At 70.3% G+C, this 19,734-nt stretch carries 21 protein-coding genes and 2 pseudogenes; 7 read left to right on the top strand and 16 right to left on the bottom strand.

All coding sequences use genetic code 11. The features are described 5' to 3' along the window. Positions 1 to 142: 142 nt before the first annotated feature. From FDO69_RS36580 to FDO69_RS36570, 3 genes are all read right to left on the bottom strand, one after another. The gene (locus tag FDO69_RS36580) at positions 143 to 1,264 is read right to left on the bottom strand and encodes a sugar ABC transporter substrate-binding protein (protein ID WP_104787334.1); all 1,122 of its coding nucleotides are present in this window, start codon (positions 1,262 to 1,264) and stop codon (positions 143 to 145) included. 107 nt (positions 1,265 to 1,371) lie between these two features. Further along, positions 1,372 to 3,291: an AMP-dependent synthetase/ligase gene (locus FDO69_RS36575; RefSeq protein ID WP_170320993.1), complete on the bottom strand. Its 1,920-nt coding sequence runs from the start codon at positions 3,289 to 3,291 to the stop codon at positions 1,372 to 1,374. Between the two features lie 241 nt (positions 3,292 to 3,532). Beyond that, positions 3,533 to 4,822 (bottom strand): acetyl-CoA C-acetyltransferase, encoded by a 1,290-nt coding sequence (locus FDO69_RS36570; protein ID WP_104787331.1) that lies wholly within the window; start codon positions 4,820 to 4,822, stop codon positions 3,533 to 3,535. Between the two features lie 121 nt (positions 4,823 to 4,943). On the opposite strand from FDO69_RS36570, the gene FDO69_RS36565 reads away from it, so the two are divergent. Together FDO69_RS36565 and FDO69_RS36560 are read left to right on the top strand one after the other, a co-directional pair. Beyond that, positions 4,944 to 6,248 carry a 3-oxoacyl-ACP reductase gene (locus tag FDO69_RS36565; RefSeq protein ID WP_104787329.1) on the top strand — a complete coding sequence of 435 codons (1,305 nt, stop codon included), beginning with the start codon at positions 4,944 to 4,946 and terminating at the stop codon, positions 6,246 to 6,248. Then, positions 6,248 to 7,099, top strand: coding sequence for a MaoC family dehydratase (locus FDO69_RS36560; RefSeq protein ID WP_104787441.1), 852 nt, complete (start codon positions 6,248 to 6,250; stop codon positions 7,097 to 7,099). Before FDO69_RS36565 ends, FDO69_RS36560 begins: the two co-directional genes overlap by 1 nt. Here the strand turns inward: FDO69_RS36560 and FDO69_RS36555 are convergent. After that, on the bottom strand, positions 7,087 to 7,791 hold the full coding sequence (locus FDO69_RS36555; RefSeq protein WP_104787327.1) for a TetR/AcrR family transcriptional regulator: 705 nt from the start codon (positions 7,789 to 7,791) through the stop codon (positions 7,087 to 7,089). The two genes, FDO69_RS36560 and FDO69_RS36555, sit on opposite strands and share 13 nt — an antisense overlap. A 115-nt stretch (positions 7,792 to 7,906) precedes the next feature. On the opposite strand from FDO69_RS36555, the pseudogene FDO69_RS36550 reads away from it, so the two are divergent. Beyond that, a pseudogene (locus FDO69_RS36550) lies at positions 7,907 to 8,257 on the top strand (nuclear transport factor 2 family protein); the annotation flags it as partial. A gap of 98 nt (positions 8,258 to 8,355) precedes the next feature. Here FDO69_RS36550 and FDO69_RS36545 read toward each other — a convergent pair. The 10 genes and pseudogenes from FDO69_RS36545 to FDO69_RS36505 form a co-directional block, all read right to left on the bottom strand. After that, complete coding sequence (locus tag FDO69_RS36545; protein WP_104787325.1) at positions 8,356 to 9,666, bottom strand: dicarboxylate/amino acid:cation symporter; 1,311 nt, start codon at positions 9,664 to 9,666, stop codon at positions 8,356 to 8,358. Positions 9,667 to 9,735: 69 nt separating this feature from the next. Beyond that, positions 9,736 to 9,795: pseudogene (locus FDO69_RS43165) on the bottom strand (putative leader peptide); the annotation flags it as partial. 191 nt (positions 9,796 to 9,986) lie between these two features. Then, positions 9,987 to 10,286 carry a DUF4229 domain-containing protein gene (locus FDO69_RS36540; RefSeq protein WP_104787322.1) on the bottom strand — a complete coding sequence of 100 codons (300 nt, stop codon included), beginning with the start codon at positions 10,284 to 10,286 and terminating at the stop codon, positions 9,987 to 9,989. A gap of 101 nt (positions 10,287 to 10,387) precedes the next feature. After that, entirely contained in the window at positions 10,388 to 10,912 is a 525-nt protein-coding gene (locus FDO69_RS36535) for a GNAT family N-acetyltransferase (RefSeq protein WP_104787320.1), read from the bottom strand. Between the two features lie 16 nt (positions 10,913 to 10,928). Beyond that, positions 10,929 to 11,579: a UdgX family uracil-DNA binding protein gene (locus FDO69_RS36530; RefSeq protein ID WP_104787317.1), complete on the bottom strand. Its 651-nt coding sequence runs from the start codon at positions 11,577 to 11,579 to the stop codon at positions 10,929 to 10,931. Between the two features lie 95 nt (positions 11,580 to 11,674). Then, entirely contained in the window at positions 11,675 to 12,838 is a 1,164-nt protein-coding gene (gene mqnE, locus FDO69_RS36525) for an aminofutalosine synthase MqnE (protein ID WP_104787314.1), read from the bottom strand. Positions 12,839 to 12,927: 89 nt separating this feature from the next. Continuing rightward, on the bottom strand, positions 12,928 to 13,383 hold the full coding sequence (locus FDO69_RS36520) for an Lrp/AsnC family transcriptional regulator (protein ID WP_104787311.1): 456 nt from the start codon (positions 13,381 to 13,383) through the stop codon (positions 12,928 to 12,930). A 57-nt stretch (positions 13,384 to 13,440) separates the two neighbouring features. Then, a complete protein-coding gene (locus FDO69_RS36515) occupies positions 13,441 to 14,118 on the bottom strand; it encodes a UbiX family flavin prenyltransferase (RefSeq protein WP_104787308.1) in 678 nt (225 codons plus the stop codon). An 86-nt stretch (positions 14,119 to 14,204) separates the two neighbouring features. Beyond that, positions 14,205 to 15,107 carry a menaquinone biosynthesis prenyltransferase MqnP gene (gene mqnP, locus FDO69_RS36510; protein ID WP_104787304.1) on the bottom strand — a complete coding sequence of 301 codons (903 nt, stop codon included), beginning with the start codon at positions 15,105 to 15,107 and terminating at the stop codon, positions 14,205 to 14,207. After that, positions 15,104 to 16,555, bottom strand: coding sequence for a menaquinone biosynthesis decarboxylase (locus FDO69_RS36505; protein WP_104787301.1), 1,452 nt, complete (start codon positions 16,553 to 16,555; stop codon positions 15,104 to 15,106). Before FDO69_RS36505 ends, mqnP begins: the two co-directional genes overlap by 4 nt. A gap of 66 nt (positions 16,556 to 16,621) precedes the next feature. Here FDO69_RS36505 and FDO69_RS36500 point away from each other — a divergent pair, with 66 nt between their 5' ends. The 3 genes from FDO69_RS36500 to FDO69_RS36490 all read left to right on the top strand — a co-directional run bounded on the left by FDO69_RS36500 (position 16,622) and on the right by FDO69_RS36490 (position 17,942). Continuing rightward, the gene (locus FDO69_RS36500) at positions 16,622 to 16,927 is read left to right on the top strand and encodes a PLD nuclease N-terminal domain-containing protein (protein WP_104787298.1); all 306 of its coding nucleotides are present in this window, start codon (positions 16,622 to 16,624) and stop codon (positions 16,925 to 16,927) included. A gap of 68 nt (positions 16,928 to 16,995) precedes the next feature. Beyond that, on the top strand, positions 16,996 to 17,601 hold the full coding sequence (locus tag FDO69_RS36495) for a DUF6232 family protein (RefSeq protein WP_104787296.1): 606 nt from the start codon (positions 16,996 to 16,998) through the stop codon (positions 17,599 to 17,601). Then, on the top strand, positions 17,598 to 17,942 hold the full coding sequence (locus tag FDO69_RS36490; protein WP_104787293.1) for a hypothetical protein: 345 nt from the start codon (positions 17,598 to 17,600) through the stop codon (positions 17,940 to 17,942). The genes FDO69_RS36495 and FDO69_RS36490 overlap by 4 nt, the downstream gene beginning before the upstream one ends. On the opposite strand, the gene FDO69_RS42500 is transcribed toward FDO69_RS36490, so the two are convergent. Both FDO69_RS42500 and FDO69_RS36480 read right to left on the bottom strand, forming a co-directional pair. After that, the gene (locus tag FDO69_RS42500; protein ID WP_234388258.1) at positions 17,943 to 18,056 is read right to left on the bottom strand and encodes a DUF397 domain-containing protein; all 114 of its coding nucleotides are present in this window, start codon (positions 18,054 to 18,056) and stop codon (positions 17,943 to 17,945) included. Next, positions 18,004 to 18,954, bottom strand: coding sequence for a helix-turn-helix domain-containing protein (locus tag FDO69_RS36480; RefSeq protein ID WP_167526754.1), 951 nt, complete (start codon positions 18,952 to 18,954; stop codon positions 18,004 to 18,006). Before FDO69_RS36480 ends, FDO69_RS42500 begins: the two co-directional genes overlap by 53 nt. 104 nt (positions 18,955 to 19,058) lie before the next feature. Here FDO69_RS36480 and FDO69_RS42945 point away from each other — a divergent pair, with 104 nt between their 5' ends. Further along, entirely contained in the window at positions 19,059 to 19,664 is a 606-nt protein-coding gene (locus FDO69_RS42945) for a DUF7848 domain-containing protein (RefSeq protein WP_104787288.1), read from the top strand. The last annotated feature ends 70 nt before the right edge of the window (positions 19,665 to 19,734 follow it).

Genomic DNA, 19,734 nt, shown 5'->3' with positions numbered 1-19,734 from the left:
CGGCGGCCGCATGCCGATCCGCGAAGGCCCCTCCCGCGCGACCCGGCGGCCGCATGCCGATCCGCGATGGCCCCCGCGCGACCTGGCGGCCCCGCGTGCCGCGCCCGTCCGGAGGGGCGGGAGGCGCGGACGCGCCCGGACGCTACTCCAGGCCGATGGCCGCGCAGTCCGCCTTGTACTTCGGGGTGCAGATGTCCTTGATGGTGTACACGCCGTCGGTGATCACCGTGTCCTTGATGTTGTCCTTGGTGAGGGCGACCACCGGCACCAGCATCGCCGGGATGTTCTTCTGCGTCGGGCTGGCGACCGTCTCCCGGGTCAGCGCGGCGAACTCGATGTCCCGGCCCTGGACCTTGGCCACGGCGATCTTCGCGGCGTTGGTCGCCTCCAGCAGGAAGGACTTGTACACGGTCATGTACTGCTCGCCGGAGACGATCCGCTGCACCGCGTCGAGGTTGGCGTCCTGTCCGGTGACCGGCGGCATCCTGGTGGCTCCGGCCTCCCGCAGTGCCTCGATGACGGCGCCCGCCATGCCGTCGTTGGCCGAGTAGACGGCGGCGATGTTGTTCAGCCCGACCTTCTGGATCGCCTTCTTCATGTTGGCCTTGGCGATCGCGGGCTTCCACTCCTTGGTGTCGTACTGCGCGACGATGTCGACCTGGCCCTGGAGTTCGCTGAGCGCGCCGTCCTTGAAGCGTGCGGTGTTGGGGTCCGCGGGGTCGCCGTTCATCATGACGACCTTGCTCTTCTGGGCCTTGTCGCCGAGTTCCCCCATGATGGCGCGGCCCTGCACCTGGCCGACGAGTTCGTTGTCGTGGGAGACGTAGGCGTCGATGGGGCCCTCGGCGAGCCGGTCGTAGGCGATGACCGGGATGCCGGCGTCCTTGGCCTTCTGCACGTCGGTGGCGATGCTCTTGGAGTTCAGGGCGTCGACGAGGATGACGTCCACCTTGTCGTCGATCATCTTCTGGAACTGCTCGCTCTGTCTGGCCACGCTGGCCTCGGCGTTGGCGTAGCGGACCTTGCCCTTGTTCTCCGTGAGGGAGGCGACCTCCTCCTTGATCAGCGGGTAGTCGAACTTCTCGAAGCGTGCCGTGTCCCGATCGGGCAGCAGCAGGCCCACCGTGATGTCGTTGCTCTTCTTCGCGGCGGAGTCGTCACTCCCGCCGTCGCCGCAGGCGGCGAGGGACAGGGCCGATACGGAGACCGCCAGGGCGATGGAGATGCGCCGCACGGTGGCCTGACGGGTGTTACGCGGTATCACTGGTGGTGCCTTCCGATGGGGGGAGCATCGTGACGAGGTGGTCGAAAGCCAACGGGCAGACGCCGTGCGTCGTCAAGAAGCACGTGTGAAGACATCGCAAAGGTGAATCACCGGGCGTACAGACCCTCTACTTCCGTGGCGAACGCCCGCAGCACGGCCTCCCGGCGGAGCTTCATCGACGGGGTGAGATGGCCCGCCTCCTCTGTGAAGTCCTCGGGGAGGATGACGAAGCGGCGGATCGACTCCGGGCGGGAGACGAGCTTGTTGGCCTCGTCGACGGCGCGTTGCAGGACGGCGCGCAGTTCCTCGTCGTCGACGAGCAGGGTGGCCGGTACCGGGTGTTTGCCGTTCATCTGGCGCCAGTGGGTGATGCCCTCCGGGTCGAGGGTGATCAGGGCCGAGACGAAGGGCCGGCCGTCGCCCAGGACCAGGCACTGGGAGATCAGCGGGTGCGAGCGCAGCCAGTTCTCCAGCGGGGCCGGGGCGACGGACTTGCCGCCGGCGGTGATCAGCAGTTCCTTCTTGCGGCCGGTGATCGTCAGGTAGCCCTCGTCGTCCAGTTCGCCGAGGTCGCCGGTGGCGAGCCAGCCATCGGGAGCGGCGGGGACGACGCCGCCGGCCTGCGGGTCCCAGTAGCCGCGCAGCACGTGGTCGCCGCCGACGAGGATCTCCCCGTCGGCGGCGATGCGCACCCGGGTGCCGGGCAGCGGCCAGCCGACGGTGCCGAGCCGGGGTTTCAGGGGCGGGGTGACGGTGCTCGCGCCGGTGGTCTCCGTCAGGCCGTAGCCCTCGAAGATCTCGATGCCGGCACCGGCGTAGAACGCGGCGAGGCGGCGGCCGAGCGGGGAGCCGCCGCAGATGGCGTAGCGGACCCTGCCGCCCATGGCGTTGCGGAGGCGGCGGTAGACCAGGGGGTCGTAGAAGGCCCGGGCGGTCTTGAGGGCGCGGGAGGGGCCGGGTCCGGTGCCCGTCTGCTGGGCCTCCAGGGCCTCTCCGTAGCGCTGCGCCACGGCCACCGCGCGGTCGAAGGACGAGGCCCGGCCGCCCGCCTCGGCTTTGGCGCGGGCCGAGTTGAAGACCTTCTCCAGCATGTACGGGATGGCCAGCAGACAGGTCGGCCGGAAGCTGGCCAGGTCCGGCAGCAGGTGGTCGGCCTTGATGCTCGGCGCGTGGCCGAGCCGGACGCGGGCGCGGATGCAGGCGATGGCCACCATGCGGCCGAAGACGTGGGACATCGGCAGGAACAGCAGGACGGAGGCCTCTTCGCTGGTCTTGGCCCGGAAGACGGGGTAGAGCAGCTCGATGGCGTTGTCGACCTCGGCGAAGAAGTTGCCGTGGGTGAGCGCGCAGCCCTTGGGGCGGCCCGTGGTGCCCGAGGTGTAGACGAGGGTGGCGAGGGTGTCGGGGCCGAGCATGCCGCGCCGTACCTCGACCTCCTGGTCGGGCAGGTGCGCTCCGGCTTCCGCGAGCCGGTTCACGTGGCCCTTCTCCACGACCCACATGTGCTGGAGGTCGGGCAGGCGTTCCCGCTCGGGGCCGAGGGCGGCGGCCTGCGCGGCGGTCTCGGTGACCAGGGCGACCGCGCCGGAGTCCTGGAGGATCCAGCGGGTCTGGAAGACGGAGGAGGTGGGGTAGACGGGGACGGTGACCAGTCCGGCCGCCCAGGCGGCGAAGTCCAGGACGGTCCACTCGTAGATGGTGCGGGCCATCACGGCGATCCGGTCGCCCGGCATGAGGCCCTCGGCGATCAGGCCCTTGGCGACGGCTCTCACCTGGTCGGCGAATCGCGCCGCCGTGACGTCGCTCCAGTTGCCGTCGGCGTCCTTGCGGCTGAGTGCCACGGCGTCCGGGTGTGCGCTCGCGTTGTCGAAGGGCAGGTCGGCGAGCGACCCGTGGGCCCACGGCGGGGCCAGCGGCGGGACGGAGGCCTCCCGGACCGCCCCGTCCAGCCGGCGTACCTCGGGCTCGACGAGCCTCGGCCCCCCGTACGCGTCGCCGTAGGCGGAGGAGGGATACGCAGTGGACACGGGCGGCTCCTGGGGCGTGCAGCGATGGACTGCTTGCTGCATGACGTACGTGCCTCGCACGCCGAGGCGCTCAACCGGCTCAATCCCCCCTGGAAGGCCCTTATGGGGTTACTGGCGGTAGGAACGGGATCGTACGGCGCTGACGTGGCGGGGTTGTGCGGGTTCGGGGATGGTCCGGAGCCAGGCCTGTGCAATCTCGGGGATTACGTGAGGGGACTTCAGGTTCTGCACACCGGTGCCCTCAGGCACGCTCCAGGACGGCCGTCACCCCCTGTCCGCCCGCCGCGCAGACGGAGATCAGCCCGCGGGCGGGGGCGTCCCGTTCGGTGAGGAGCTTGGCCAGGGTGGCGACGATCCGGGCGCCGGTGGCGGCGAAGGGGTGGCCGGTGGCGAGGGAGGAGCCGGCGACGTTCAGCCGGGCGCGGTCGACCGTGCCGAGGCCCCGCTTCTCCCAGGCGGCGAGCGTCGCCAGCACCTGGGAGGCGAACGCCTCGTGGATCTCGACCAGGTCGAAGTCGTCCAGGCCCAGGCCGGCCCGCTCCAGCATGCGCGGGACCGCGTACGCGGGCGCCATGAGCAGTCCGTCCTCGCCACCGGCCACGTCACCGCCGACGAAGTCGACGGCGGCCGTCTCGTACGCGGTGAGGTACGCCAGCGGCTCCAGCCCGCGCTCGCGGGCCCACTCCTCGCTCGACAGCAGGACGGTCGCGGCGCCGTCCGTCAGCGGGGTGGAGTTCCCCGCGGTCATGGTCGGGTCGGGGTGGCCGAGCCCGAACACCGGCTTCAGCAAGGCCAGTTTCTCCACCGTTGAGCCGGGGCGCAGGTTCTGGTCGCGGGCCAGGCCGCGGAAGGGGACCACCAGGTCCTGGAAGAAGCCGCGTTCGTACGCCGCCGCCAGCCGCCGGTGACTGGTGGCGGCGAGTTCGTCCTGCGCCTCGCGGGCGATGCCCCGGGCGCGGGCGGTGACGGCCGCGTGTTCGCCCATGGACAGGCCGGTGCGCGGCTCGGCGTTGCGCGGGATGTCGGGGACGAGGTGGCCCGGGCGCAGCTTCGCCAGGGCCTTCAGGCGGGCGCCGGGCGACTTCGCCCGGCGGGCCTCCAGCAGGATGCGGCGCAGGGAGTCGTTGACGCCGAGGGGTGCGTCGCTGGCCGTGTCGGCGCCGCCCGCGACGGCCGACTCGGTCTGGCCGAGGGCGATCTTGTTGGCGGCGGCGATGACGGCCTGGAGTCCGGTGCCGCAGGCCTGCTGGATGTCGTAGGCGGGGGTGCTCGGATGGAGCCCGGAGCCGAGGACGGTCTCGCGGGCGAGGTTGAAGTCGCGGGCGTGCTTGAGCACGGCCCCGGCGACGAACTCACCGACCGCGCCCGGCTCCTGGAGTCCGTACCGCTCGACGAGGCCGTCGAGGGCGGCGGTGAGCATCTGCTGGTTGGAGGCGGTGGCGTAGGGGCCGTCGGAACGGGCGAAGGGGATGCGGGCTCCGCCGACGATCGCCACGCGCCGCACCGACGGCGACAGCTGCCGGGAACTCATCTCGACCAGCTCATCTCGACCCGCTCCTCCTGCGTGACGTAGCCTTACCTCCGGTAACCTTACTCCAGGGTAAGCAGGAGTGGGGCGTCAGTGAACCGTCCTCGGGAACTGGGAGTCGTCCATGGCCGACCGCTATCTGCGCTTCACCGGTACCGCGCCCGGCCGCTTCCTCACCCAGCGGCTGGGGCTGCCGCAGCCCGCGGCGCTGACCCGCTGGTCCGCCGAACGGCCCGTCCTGGACGGCGGGCTGCTGCACCTCACCGCCGGCCGGTCCGCCCTCGACCTGGCGCCGGTCCTGGCCCGTACCGGACCCGGCCCGGCCGGCTCCGGCCGGACGGCCGCCGTCGTCCTGGACGCGACCGGGGTGCGGGACGTCGAGGCCCTGGCGGAGGTGCACGCCGCCCTGCACCCCGTCCTGCGGTCGGTCGCCTCGAGCGGACGCGTGGTGGTGCTCGGCGCGCCGCTCGACCCCGCGGACCACCACCAGGCCGCGGCCCAGCAGGCCCTGGAGGGCTTCACGCGTTCCCTCGGCAAGGAGATCGGCCGGGGCAGGACGGTGAACCTGGTCCGGCTCACGGACGCCGCCGCCGCGGAGTCCACCCTGCGCTTCCTGCTGTCGCCCAAGTCGGCCTACGTGAGCGGGCAGGTCATCGAGGTGGGAGCCGCCCGGGAGACGACCGCCGCCGACCCGGAGCGCCCGCTGGCCGGCCGCACCGCCCTGGTCACCGGCGCCGCCCGGGGCATCGGCGAAGCGGTCGCCGAGACCCTCGCGCGGGACGGCGCCCGGGTCGTGGTGCTCGATGTGCCGCAGGCCGAGCAGGACGCCCGGCGGGTCGCCGAGCGGCTCGGCGGCACCGCGCTGCCGCTCGACATGACGGCCGCCGACGCGGGTGCCCGGATCGCCGAGGCCCTGCCCGACGGGCTGGACGTGCTGATCCACAACGCGGGCATCACCCGTGACCGGCGTCTGGTGAACATGCCCGCGGAACGCTGGGCCTGCGTGCTCGACGTGAACCTGGCGAGCGTGCTGCGCACCACCGACGCCCTGCTGAAGGACGGCACGCTGAGGCGCGGCGGCCGGATCGTCGCCACCGCCTCGATCGCGGGGCTCGCCGGGAACGCCGGCCAGACCAACTACGGGGCGAGCAAGGCGGGCGTCGTCGGCATGGTCCGCTCCCTCGCGCCGCGCGCGCTCGACGAGCACGGCGTGACGGTCAACGCGGTCGCGCCCGGCTTCATCGAGACGAAGATGACGGCGGCCGTCCCGCTGTTCATCCGCGAGGCGGGCCGCCGGATGAACTCCCTCGCCCAGGGCGGCCTCCCGGCCGACGTCGCCGAGACCACCGCCTGGCTGGCCCACCCGGCCTCGGGCGCGGTCAACGGCCAGGTCGTCCGTGTCTGCGGCCAGAGCCTGCTGGGGGCGTGATGGCCGACTCCACCGCTCTCACCCTCACCCGGCCCCCCGCCCTCGCCCCGCTCCTCGCCCGCGGTGCCCTGCTGTCCCCCCTCAAACGCCCCGGCCCCGACGCGGAGTTCCCCCGCACCCGGCTCGTGCTGCCCGACGTGCGCGTCGACCTCGCGCGGCTCGCGGCGTACGAGCGGGTCTGCGGGTTCCCCGTCGGGGAGGACGCGCTGCCGGTGACGTATCCGCACGTGCTGGGATTCCCCCTGGCCATGCGGCTGATGAGCGGCCGGGACTTCCCGCTGCCGCTGCTCGGCCTGGTCCACACCTCGATCACCGTCACGCGGCACGAGCGGATGCCGCCCGGCGGCAGGTACGAACTCTCCGTGCACGTCGAGGGGTTGGCTCCCCACCGGCGCGGTACGGAGGCCACGGTCGTCACCGAGGTGCGCCGCGGTGGCTCCGTCGTATGGGAGTCGAGCAGCACGTACCTGGCCCGGCACCGCACGCACCGGCTGTCCGCGGTCCCCCGGGAGCCGGAGGCGCGGGGGCCGCTGCCCGCGGTCGAGGAGTGGCGGCTCGCCGGGGATGTCGGGCGCCGTTACGGGGCCGCCTCCGGGGACCGCAACCCGATCCATCTGCACCCGCTCACGGCCCGGTTGTTCGGCTTCCCCCGGGCCATCGCGCACGGCATGTGGACCGTGGCCCGCTGCCTCGCCGCACAGGATGTCCCCCACTGGTGCCATCTGCGCGCGGAGTTCCGGGCCCCGGTCCTGCTGCCCGGGACGGTGACGTACGCGGCGCGGGACGGCCGGTTCGAGCTGCGCGGCCCGCAGGACCGGGTCCATGTGACGGGGGACGTCTACGCGACGTGAGGGCCCGGCGGCTCCTCCTCAGGCGCCCAGGGCCGCCCCTCCATCAGGTCGCCGAGTCCCGCCCAGGCGAAGTTCATCAGCGTGCCCGCGGCCTGGCGGGGCGTGACGCCCGGGGTGGCGTTGGCCCACGCGGCGAGTGACTCGGCGGCGCCGACCAGGGCTTCGGCGAGGCCGGCGACCTCGCGTTCCGGCAGGTCGGGGTCGTGGGGGTCCCTCCCTGCTCGAGCGCAGCCGAAAGCCTGGGGGAGGGCCTCGCGGGCACCGGCGAGGATCAGCTGGGTCACGAACGCGACGATCTCCTCGCGCATCGCGGTGACCTCGGCGGCGAACGGCTCGCCGTGCGTACGGGCCTGGAGGTGCAGGACCGACCACGCGTCCGGGTTCTCGCCGGTGTGCGCGAAGAAGGCGCCGAGCCCTTCCCAGAGCTGCCGGTCGGCGGGCAGGTCGCGGCGGACCCCGGCCCGTACCGCCTCGACGAGGGCCTTCGCCTCCCGGCGGATGCAGGCGGTGAAGAGGTCTTCCTTCGAGTTGAGGTACAGGTACACCAACGGCTTGGACACGCCCGCGAGTTCGGCGATCTCGTCCATCGAGGCGGCCATGTAGCCCCGCTGGCCGAAGATCCGCACGGCGGCGTCCAGCATCTGCTGTTCACGGACCGCGCGCGGCATCCGCTTGGTCTTCACGGCACCCATAGCGCTTAGCGTACGGGCCGGGCGGACCATCGCCCGCGGTGATCAGAGAGGCGGCCAGGGGGTGCTGCCGGAATTCCGCCGGCCCGCACGCCTGCCCTGACCTGGGGTCGCGAGCATGTCGCAGCAGAGCCGTGTCGTCGTCCAGAACGCCTGGAGGGCGTTCGCCGGCCACGAGGCCGACCGGATCTCCGCGGTCCTCACCGAGGACGCGGAGTGGCTCGCGCCGGCGGGCAACGCCACAGCCCTCGCGCTGGAGGCCCCCAGCCACATGGTCGGCCGAGAGGCGATCGTGCGGTTCCTCACCGAGGACTTCCCCCGTCTGTTCACCCGGGACGTCGCCGTCACCTTCCACGGGTTCCACGTGGACGGCGAGCGGGTGGTCGTCGAGGAGACCATGACGGCGACGCCGGCCGACGGCAGCCCTTACGCCGACGACTACTGCTTCGTCTTCGAACTCCGGGACGGGCTGATCCACCGGGTGCGCGAGTACATGGACACAGCAAAGGGGCATCGCTTGCTCTTCGGCGAGTTGCCGCAAGTGCAGGCGATGCCCCCGGCGGTCCGTCAGGCGGTCGCGGTGACCGGTTCGGTCCGGTCGCGCGGCTCGTCGAGCGGCTCGTCCAGGGACGAGCCGTCGGCCGTGGCGTACGCCGTGCGGTCGAGCAGGTTCTCGCGGGCCGAGACCAGGACCGGGATCAGTGCCTGGCCGGCGACGTTGGTCGCGGTGCGGATCATGTCCAGGATCGGGTCGATCGCGAGGAGCAGACCGACGCCCTCCATCGGCAGGCCGAGGGTGGAGAGGGTGAGGGTCAGCATGACCGTCGCACCGGTGAGACCGGCGGTGGCGGCGGAGCCGACCACGGAGACGAACGCGATCAGCAGGTAGTCGCCGACGCCCAGCTGGATGTCGAAGATCTGGGCGACGAAGATCGCGGCGATGGCCGGGTAGATCGCGGCGCAGCCGTCCATCTTGGTCGTCGCGCCGAACGGCACGGCGAAGGAGGCGTACTCCTTCGGCACGCCGAGCCGCTCGGTGACCTTCTGCGTCAGCGGCATGGTGCCGACGGAGGAGCGGGAGACGAAGGCCAGCTGGATCGCGGGCCAGGCGCCCCTGAAGAACTGGACCGGGTTGGCCTTGGCGACGGTCGCGAGCAGCGTCGGGTAGACGCCGAACAGCACGATGAGGCAGCCGACGTAGATGTCGGCGGTGAACGTCGCGTACTTGCCGATCAGGTCCCAGCCGTAGGTGGCGATGGCGTTGCCGATGAGGCCGACGGTGCCGATCGGGGCGAGCCGGATGACCCACCACAGCGCCTTCTGGAGGAGGCTGAGGACGGACTCGCTCAGGGTGAGGATCGGCTGGGCCTTCTCGCCGAGCTGCAGGGCCGCGATGCCGGCGACGGCGGCCATGAAGACGATCTGCAGCACGTTCAGCTGGGTGAACGGCGTGATGACGTCGGTCGGGATGATGCCCGTCAGGAAGTCGATCCAGGAGCCGGTGTCCTCGGGCTTCGCGCCGTCCTTGGGCGTGAGGCCGGTACCGGCGCCGGGGTTGGTCAGCAGGCCGATGACCAGGCCGATGCTGACCGCGATCAGTGAGGTGATCATGAACCAGAGGAGGGTGCGCGAGGCCAGCCGGGCCGCGTTGTTGACCTTCCGCAGGTTGGTGATCGAGACCAGGATCGCGAAGAAGACGAGCGGGGCGACCGCGAGCTTCAACAGCCCGATGAAGGTGTCGCCGACCTTTTCGAGTGTCGTGGTCAGCCAGGAAAGGTCCTGGTCGCGGGCGAGCCAGCCGAGCAGCACACCCAGGAGGAGACCGGCGATTATCTGGGCCCAGAAGGGCACCTTGAAGGACTTCGTGTGTGAGGACACGGACTGACTCCGTTGGGGGGACGCGTAGGAAAGCTGACGTGGGAGGGGCGGCGGGGGGGTTGCGTTACGTCAGGAACGACAGAAAGCGGACGCGCACCGACAGAGATCCACGTGCAGCCGCGCCACGAGCGGAGCGCTCAGGGGCGAATGGGGCGCGACTGCTGACTTCATACCACGACCTTAACACCTGAACTTTGGGGACCCCAAAGCCTTTCTTTGGCAGGTGACGACGCACACACACCCATACAACGCAATGCGCCCCGTTTCCGAGCATGTACGGAAACGGGGCGCTGTGAACGCGCGAGGGGCTTTACGGGGACCTACGAGGTCTGCCCCTGGGTGCGGGCCGTGTCGTCGGCGGCGTCCTCCTGGCTGCGGTTGGCGTCCAGGTTGGCCTTCATCCGGTCGACGCGCTGCGCGACCTGCACGGAGGCGCGGTCCCGCTCCTTGCGCAGCACGACGAAACTGATCGGCGCGGAGATCAGCAGGGCGAGGAGGACGACCCACAGCCCGTTGCTGTTGCCCAGTCCGCGGGGGGCGATGCCGGTGTAGACGGCGCCCCAGACGACCACGAGGCAGCCCACGAAGACTCCGAGGCGCATCAGTGTGTAGCGGAGCATCTCAATCCACTCTTCCGTTTCGAACGGCCGGAACGCACCCAAAGGGGCACCGTCCAGTGAAGCACGCCGAGCGGCCGATCTTGCAGGGGGGTCTTCGACGGTCAGGCGAGGGGCAGCAGCATGATGACGTCGTCGCGGTCCTCCCCCGGCGCCACCCGGATCGCCCCGGGGATGCGCCCGACCTCCTTGTATCCGCAGGACGCGTAGAACCGCTCAAGACCGAGACCGCCCCGGCAGGTCAGCCGGATCGCCTCGATCCCGTCCATCCCCCGGGCCGCGTCCGCGGCGGCACGAAGCAGCTCCCGCCCCCACCCCTTGCCGTGATGCCTCGGGTGCACCATCACCGTGTACAGCCACAGCCAGTGCGTCATGAGGTGATGCGTGTTGAAGGTCAGGAACGCGGTCGCCGCGACCCGCCCCTCCTCGTCGTGCCCGACGAGCAGCTTGACCCGCCCCTCGGCCATCGACGCGAAGTGGTTCACCAGCGCGGGGCGGATCTCCTCGCGCGTCACCGGCGGCACGTATCCGACGGCTCCGCCGGCGTTGGAGACATCGGTCCACAGATCGAGCAGGCCGTCACGCAACTCGGGGGTGACGGCGGGTTCGAGCGTGAAGGTAAGGGGCATGTGGCAATGGTAGCTATTACGACAGGGCGTCCGCCGCCACCTTGAGGTCCGACACCAGCCCCCGGTACGCCGCCTCCCGGTCGTCGGACCGCAGCACCGACGACGGGTGCACGGTCGGCACCAGCCGCTCGGGCCGCCCGTGGATGTCCTCCTCCAGCACCGTGCCCCGCACCTGCGTGACGCGGAAGGAGGACCCGAGCAGCGCCTTCCCGGCGGTCGCCCCCAGGACGACGATCAGCTCCGGCTCCACGACCGCGAGCTCCGCGGCGAGCCAGGGCCCGCACGCGGTCGCCTCCCGCAGGTTCGGCGCCTTGTGGATCCGCCGCTTGCGCGGCTCGGCCCGCGTGAACTTGAAGTGCTTCACGGCGTTGGTGACATAGGCCTCGGAAGGATCGATGCCGGCCTCCTCGAGGGCCCGGTCCAGCAGCTTCCCGGCAGGCCCGACGAACGGCTTCCCCTGCCGGTCCTCCTGATCCCCGGGCTGCTCCCCCACGAGCATGACCCGGGCGTCTTCGGCCCCGGCCCCGAACACGGTCTGCGTGGCATCCCGGTGCAGGGGACACCCCCGACACCCGGCAGCGGCCTCCCGCAGAGCGGGAAGCCCACCGCGCCCAGGAACAAAGGGTTCAGCGGTATAGGCATCCTCAGGTGCCGAGGTCCTGACCATGCCCTCCGGGTACCCACGTCAGGGGCGCGGGACCCCATCGACATGCGGCTCCGCCGCGTGGGGGCGAACAACCCCCCACGCACCCGCACCCGCCCTCACACCCGCATAGGCTGCGGCGACTCGCGACGCTCCGGGTCCGGCCCGTCGTACTCCCGAATGATCTCGTACCGAGTGTTCCGCTCCACAGGCCGGAACCCGGCATCACGGATCAGATCGAGCAGATCCTCACGCGTCAGCTTGTTCGGCGTCCCGTAGTTGTCCGCGTCATGAGTGATCTTGTACTCGACGACAGACCCGTCCATGTCGTCCGCACCGTGCTGAAGCGCGAGCTGCGCCGTCTGCACCCCGTGCATGACCCAGAACACCTTCACGTGCGGCACGTTGTCGAACAGCAGCCGCGACACCGCGAAGGTCTTCAGCGCCTCGGCCCCGGTCGCCATCTGCGTCCGCGCCTGAAGGCGATTGCGCACCTTGCCGTCCTGCATGTCGACGAAGTCGTGCTGGTACCGCAGCGGAATGAAGACCTGGAAGCCACCGGTCTCGTCCTGTAGCTCACGCAGCCGCAGCACGTGGTCGACGCGGTGACGGGGCTCCTCGATGTGGCCGTAGAGCATCGTGGCCGGGGTCTTCAGACCCTTCTCGTGCGCGAGCCGGTGGATTCGGGACCAGTCCTCCCAGTGGGTGCGGTGGTCCACGATGTGCTGCCGGACCTCCCAGTCGAAGATCTCGGCGCCACCACCGGTGAGAGACTCGAGACCGGCGTCGATGAGCTCGTCGAGGATCTCCGACGCGCTCATCCCCGAGATGGTCTCGAAGTGGTGGATCTCCGTCGCCGTGAACGCCTTCAGCGAGACGTCCGGCAGCGCGGCCTTCAGCTCCCGCAGCGACCGCGGGTAGTACCGCCACGGCAGGTTGGGGTGCAGCCCGTTGACGATGTGCAGCTCGGTGAGGTTCTCCGACTCCATCGCCTTCGCGAGCTTGACGGCCTCCTCGATGCGCATCGTGTACGCGTCCTTCTCCCCCGGCTTGCGCTGGAAGGAGCAGTACGCGCAGGAGGCCGTGCACACGTTCGTCATGTTGAGGTGACGGTTGACGTTGAAGTGCACGACGTCGCCGTTCTTGCGGGTGCGCACCTCGTGCGCGAGACCGCCGAGCCAGGCCAGGTCGTCCGACTCGTACAGCGCGATGCCGTCCTCACGGCTCAGACGGACGCCCGCCCTGACCTTCTCCTCCAGCTCGCGCTTGAGCCCGAGATCCATGCCCACACCTTTCTACGACGACGTCCCAACCGTACGCCCCCACCCTTCGGGCGGGAGGTGCCCCCATACGGCCCTTCGGGCCTACCGCTCTACTCCTCTTCGGGCAGCTCCCCGACCCTGTTCTCCCACTTCGTGGAGAGCACGATCGTCGTACGCGTCCGGGAGACGCCCTCGATGCCGCTGAGCCGCCGGATCATCTTCTCCAGACCGTCGACGTCCGCCGCCCGCACCTTGAGCATGTACGAGTCCTCGCCCGCGATGAACCAGCAGTCCTCGATCTCCGACAGGTCCTTCAGCCGCTGCGCCACGTCCTCGTGGTCGGTGGCGTCGGAGAGGGAGACGCCGATGAGGGCGGTGACGCCGAGGCCGAGCGAGGCGGCGTCGACGGTGGCCCGGTAGCCGGTGATGACCCCGGCCGCCTCCAGCCGGTTGATGCGGTCGGTGACACTGGGTCCCGACAGTCCGACGAGGCGTCCCAGCTCCGCGTAGGAGGCCCGGCCGTTCTCCCTCAGGGCCTGGATGAGCTGCCTGTCCACCGCGTCCATTGCGATCGAAGCCTTCCGCTGAAGTTGTCGTTGAGTCCGATGAGGTTCGGGTGCTGCTCAGTCGTCGCGGTGCGCACCGCCGCCGAGTTCACCTTGCCAACGGCGGTAGAGCCGGTGCGGCACGCCCGCCGCGTCGAGTACGCGTCCGGCGACGAAGTCCACCAGGTCCTGGATGTGCGTCGCGCCCGCGTAGAAGGCGGGTGAGGCGGGCACGACCGTCGCGCCCGCGTCGTCGAGGGTGACCAGGTGGCGCAGGGTCTGGCCGTTCAGCGGGGTCTCCCGTACGGCCACGATCAGCGTGCGGCCCTCCTTGAGGGTCACGCTCGCCGCCCGTTGCAGCAGGTCCTTCGACAGCCCGAGCGCGACCCCGGCCACGCTCGCCGTCGAGGCGGGCACGATGAGCATGCCCTTGGTGGGGTACGACCCCGAGGAGGGCCCGGCGGCCAGGTCGCCGGCGCTCCAGTGCCGTACGGCGTCGAGGTCGACGGAGAAGGTGCCCGGCTTGCCGTCGGCACCCCGGGACAGCCATTCCCGCAGGTCGTCCCGCCAGTGGGCGTCCCGGAAGGAGATCCCGGTCTCGTCCAGCAAGGTGAGCCGGGAGGCCCGGGACACCACGAGGTCGACACTCTCGCCGGCGTCCAGCAGCGCGCGCAGCACGGCAGCCGCGTACGGCGTGCCGGAGGCCCCTGAGACCCCCACGATCCAAGGCGTGCGCTGCTTTTCCCCTGCGTTCACATCTTGAGCCTACCGGCGTAACGGACCGTGTTCAGGACCGGCCGGGGTCGTTCCCGGCATGGGGCCCCGGCCCCGGCGGCCGTCCTCTACACCGTCAGACCCCGCGCCAGGAGATCCAGCAGCGCGCACACGAACAGGGCGATGCCGATGAAGCCGTTGACGCTGAAGAAGGCGCGGTTCACCCGGGAGAGGTCGTGAGGGCGGACGATCGAGTGTTCGTAGAGGAACGCCCCGGCGACGATCAGCAGGCCCAGCCAGAAGAAGGCGCCGGCGCCGGTGGCGAGGGCGTACCAGACGAAGAGGGCCGTGGTGAGGGTGTGGCAGACCCGGGCGCCCCAGATCGCGGCCGGGATGCCGAAGCGGGCCGGGACGGACAGGACGCCGATCTCGCGGTCGGTCTGCACGTCCTGGCAGGCGTAGATCAGGTCGAAGCCGCCGATCCAGATGCCCACGGCGAGTCCGAGGAGCACCGCGTCCCAGGACCAGGAACCCGTGATGGCCAGCCAGCCGCCGACCGGGCCCATCGCCTGGGCGAGTCCGAGGATGGCCTGCGGGAAGTTCGTGAACCGCTTGCCGTACGGGTAGACCACCATCGGGATCACCGCGATGGGGGCCAGCGCCAGGCACAGGGGGTTCAGCAGGGCGGCGGCCCCCAGGAAGACGGCCAGGGCGATCAGCGCACCGGTCCAGGCGTGCTTCACCGACATCGCGCCGGTCACCAGCTCGCGCTGCGCCGTGCGCGGGTTCCTCGCGTCGATCTCCCGGTCGATGATCCGGTTGACCGCCATCGCGAAGGTGCGCAGCCCCACCATGCAGACGGTGACCAGCAGCAGCCTTCCCCAGTGGATGTTCCTGTCCCACTGGAACATCGCCGTGAGCGCGGCGATGTACGCGAAGGGCAGCGCGAAGACCGAGTGCTCGATCATCACCAGCCGGAGGAACGCCTTGGTGCGTCCCGGCTGGGGGATCGCGGCGGAAGCGGAGGTCACAGTCCGTACTCCTTCCAGCGGCGGTCCACCTTCGCCGCCGTCTCCGGGTCCGACTCGACCATGTCGGGCCAGCCGCCGTCACGCGTGTAGCCCTCCTCGGGCCACTTCTTCGTCGCGTCGATACCGGCCTTGCCTCCCCAGAACTGCTGGTAGGAGGCGTGGTCCAGGTGGTCGACCGGGCCCTCGACGATGCTCAGGTCCCGGGCGTAGTCCGTGTTGCCCAGCGCCCGCCAGGCGACCTCGTGCAGATCGTGCACGTCACAGTCGGAGTCGACGACCACGATCAGCTTGGTCAGCGACATCATGTGCGCGCCCCAGATCGCGTGCATGACCTTCTGCGCGTGCTTGGGGTACTTCTTGTCGATCGAGACGATCGCGCAGTTGTGGAAGCCGCCCGCCTCCGGCAGGTGGTAGTCGACGATGTCCGGAACGATGATCTTCAGCAGCGGCAGGAAGAAGCGTTCCGTCGCCCGGCCCAGCGGCCCGTCCTCCGTGGGCGGGCGGCCCACGACGATCGACTGGAGCAGCGGACGCTTCCGCATCGTCACGCAGTCGATCTTCAGCGCCGGGAAGGGCTCCTGCGGCGTGTAGAAGCCGGTGTGGTCGCCGAACGGCCCCTCGGGCAGCATCTCGCCCGGCTCCAGCCAGCCCTCGATGACGACCTCTGCCTGCGCCGGCACCTGGAGCGGCACGGTCTTGCAGTCGACCATCTCGATCCGCTTGCCCGCGAGGAACCCGGCGAACAGGTACTCGTCGATGTCCCCGGGCAGCGGGGCGGTGGAGGCGTACGTCACGGCGGGCGGACATCCGAAGGCGATCGCGACGGGCAGCCGCTCGCCCCGGCGCGCGGCCACCTGGTAGTGGTTGCGGCTGTCCTTGTGGATCTGCCAGTGCATGCCGATGGTGCGCTTGTCGTGGCGCTGGAGTCGGTACAGCCCGAGGTTGCGGACGCCGCTCTCCGGGTCCTTGGTGTGGGTCAGCCCCAGGTTGAAGAACGACCCGCCGTCCTTCGGCCACGTGAACAGGGCCGGAAGCTGGTCGAGGTCGACGTCGTCCCCGGTCAGGACGACTTCCTGCACCGGGCCGTCCTTCACCTTCTTCGGCGGTACGTGCGTCATCGCGCCGAGCTTGCCGAAGGCCTCGCGGACGCCGACGAAGCCGTGCGGCAGCTCGGGCTTCAGCAACCCGCCGATCCGCTCGGTGATCTCGGCGTAGGACTTCAGGCCGAGGGCCTTCAGCAGCCGCCGGTCCGTGCCGAACACGTTCATCGCGAGGGGCATGCTCGACCCGCGCACCTTCTCGAAGAGCAGCGCCGGGCCACCCGCCTTCTGCACCCGGTCGACGATCTCCCCGACCTCCAGATACGGGTCGACCTCGGCCTTGATGCGCTTGAGGTCACCCTCGCGCTCCAGCGCCCTGAGCAGGGAGCGAAGATCGTCGTAAGCCATGGGGTCCAGTATCCCCGAGCCGCTACCCTGGCCTGGAACCACCCACCGTTTTCGCTGAGAGGCCGCATGCTCCGGGTACTGATGTTCCTCGTGCCGCTGGCGCTCAGCGTGTACGCGTTCATCGACTGCATCAGCACGAAGGACGACGAGATCCGCCACATGCCCAAGCCGCTGTGGGCGCTGCTGGTGTTGGTGTTCCCGCTCGTCGGGTCGATCTCCTGGCTGATCGCCGGCAAGAAGCGGGTGCCTGCGGCGGAGCGTCCCCGTCAGTGGGTGGCGCCCGACGACAATCCCGACTTCCTGAAGTCCCTCGACGAGGACAAGAACGAGGACAGGAACAGGGACGACGACCCGAAGCGGGACGAGTCCTGAAGGCACCGGCACTTTCGCCCTTGTGAAACCACTTGCCCTCGGTAAGCGCATGGTCGCCAATGGTGCCCATGGAGACACAGCAGCCACCGGGGCAGTGGGACGTACCGCCCCCGCCCTCCACCCCGCCGCGCACCATGACGGACGTCGAACTTCGTGTGCACAAACGCCTGTTATGGGTCGGCACGGCCGCCTACCCCCTGCGCAACATCGCCCGGGTGTACACGTTCACCCTGCACCCCAAGCGCAAGGAGGCGGTCTTCCGCTTCCTGACCCGCGCCCTGATCACCCTGGCCGTGGGTGTCGGCCTGTCGATCATCGGCAGTCTGACGTTCATCGACGGCAACTCCACGGGCACCGGGGTCCTCACCTTCGTGTGGCTCGGTGCGGGCGCGACGCTGATCTACTTCTTCGTGGGCATGCTCTCCATCGTCACGGCCCAGTCGCACTACGTCCTCGCCGTCGAGACGGCCGGCCCCTCCACCGCGATGGTCACCAGCCGCGACCCGCAGCACCTCGACCGGCTCGTGGGCTATGTCGCGGGCGCGCTGGAGAACCCCGACACCGAGTTCCAGGTGACGGTGGAGCGCCTGACGATCAACTCGCCCACGAACTACCACTTCGGCGACAGCGTGAACATGTACGGCGGCAGCGGGAACACGGGGATCGCGGCATGAGCGGCAACCACTACTACTACGGCGACAACGTCAGCATGCACGGCGGCAGCGGCAACACGGGCATCGTGAAGAACGGCGCCACGGGCGACACGGACCCGGCCCTGCGGCTGGCCCTCGCCGAACTGATCCGTGAGGTGCGGGAGTTGCGTGACCAGCTGCCGCAGCCGAGCGCGCAGCTCATCGACGAGTCCCTGCCGGTACTGGCCGCGGACGCGGCGCCCGCGCAGGAACGGCACCGTGCGCTGCTGGCCGTCGCCGCGATCGCCGCGGCCGTCGGCGCCGTGGGCCAGCCGGTCGCTGAGGCGGCCAACCGGATCCTGCAGATGGTGAGCGGGCAGTAGTCAGCGCACGGAGTCGATGAACGCCGACCAGGCGGGCCGGCCTACGACCAGGACTGGTCCGTCAGGGGTCTTGCTGTCGCGGACGGGGACGGTTTCGGGGTAGGCGGGGGCTATTTCGATGCAGTTGCCGCCGTTGCCGTCGCTGTAGCTGCTTTTGACCCAGGTCAGCGCGTTCCTGTCCATGGTGCCCGTACCTCTCCATCGTCTCGTGGATCAGAGCGGCGGACTGGGGAGCTGACAGGGCGTCCGCCCTGAGCACATCATAGAACTGGTTATAGCGCTCGTAGAGGGCCGGATCGTTCGTGAAGTGACCGCGGTTCAGGGACTCCGAGTACAGCCAATGGCGTCCCTCCGGCAGCGTGATCAGCGACATGGAGCCACTGGGACGGATGATCTCGAACGGGCCCGCGGGCGCGACCTGGATGCGGATATTGGGGCGCCGTGCCAGCTTCAGCAAGTGATTGCACTGGTCCCGCATGACATCTGGGCCGCCGACCACATTGCGCAAGCAGCTCTCGTCGAGGACGACGACATACAGCGGCCCGCCATCGGCGAGGAAGCGCTGCTGTCGGCTCAGTCGAGCTCGCACTCGCTCCTCAAGCTCCACCCCGCTCACATAGCGGAGGGACAGCGCACGGGCGTAGTCCGCCGTCTGCAACAACCCCGGGATGACACGCTCCTGGTACTCCCGAAGAGTGACGGCCACCTCGTCCATCTCCGCCCGCCGCCGGAACCAGTCCGGATGCTCCACCTGCGGATACCAGTCGATGCGGCCCCACAGCCGAAGCAGGACCCCACCCGTGCCCAACAGTTCGTCGCAGGTCTTGGCGAACGTGTCCTGCGGAACCCTCGTACCGGCCTCCACCCGCGCCACATGCGAACGGTCGCACGGGATCTGCCTCGCCAGGCCCTCCTGCGTGAGCAGCGCCGCCTCGCGGAAATGCCGCAGCACCTCGCCGAACACGGCGGCCGTGCTCGCCCCCGACTCCGCCCCGCCGTTCCGTCGGCTCACGGCTCCCCCCTCCGTGACAGTGCACCGGTGTCACACCCAAAGCATTGATCCGGACGTTCCCCTGCGCAACGCTCGATACACCCAGAGTGACGGAGGTGCACGGAATGGAACCGGGAACGCTCGTCTACGACCCCCAGACGCGCAAGGTCGGCGAGTACCAGGACAGAACCGGCCCGTATGTGATGCTGCGCCCGGTCGGCGGTGGCCGGGAGTGGCAGGCCGACCCGGCGAGGATCCGTGCGGCGACCCCGGACGAGCGGCTCAGTGCGGGCGTACGCGCGCTCAACGACCGTTCCAGGGAGGGCCTGTCGGCCGATCCGGCTCGGCCGCCCTCCCCGGTGCCCGGGTGCGCGGGCTGTGAGGAGTTGGCGCTGAGGAGGGACAGGGCGCGGGCGGCGTTCGACGGCAGTGCGGTGACGGACGCGAACGTGCTGCTGCGCCAGCACCAACGCGACGAGCACGGCGGGGAGTCGGCCGGCCGCAGGATCTTCCGGTACGTGCCGTACACGATCGTGCAGGACGCGTCGGCGCAGCCCGAGTACGAGGCGCGGTGCGTCTCGGGTGAGGAGGAGGACTGCGGGGCGGGTTCGGGTCCGTGCCAGGCGCCGGGCGAGGTGGAGGAGTGGCAGCGCAGGCACACCCAGGAGACGAGGCACCTGCGCTACCGCCGCAGCTTCGCGGACTACGCGGTGCTGGAACGGCAGGGCTGACGGAGCACTGAGCAACTGTCGGGGCCGCCCGCTTCTTGCCGGTGTCGTGCTTCCACGGCCTGCATCAAGG

Source organism: Streptomyces tibetensis (genome assembly GCF_007655005.1).
Lineage (GTDB): Bacteria > Actinomycetota > Actinomycetes > Streptomycetales > Streptomycetaceae > Streptomyces > Streptomyces tibetensis.
This window is presented reverse-complemented; position numbering and strand designations above follow the sequence as displayed.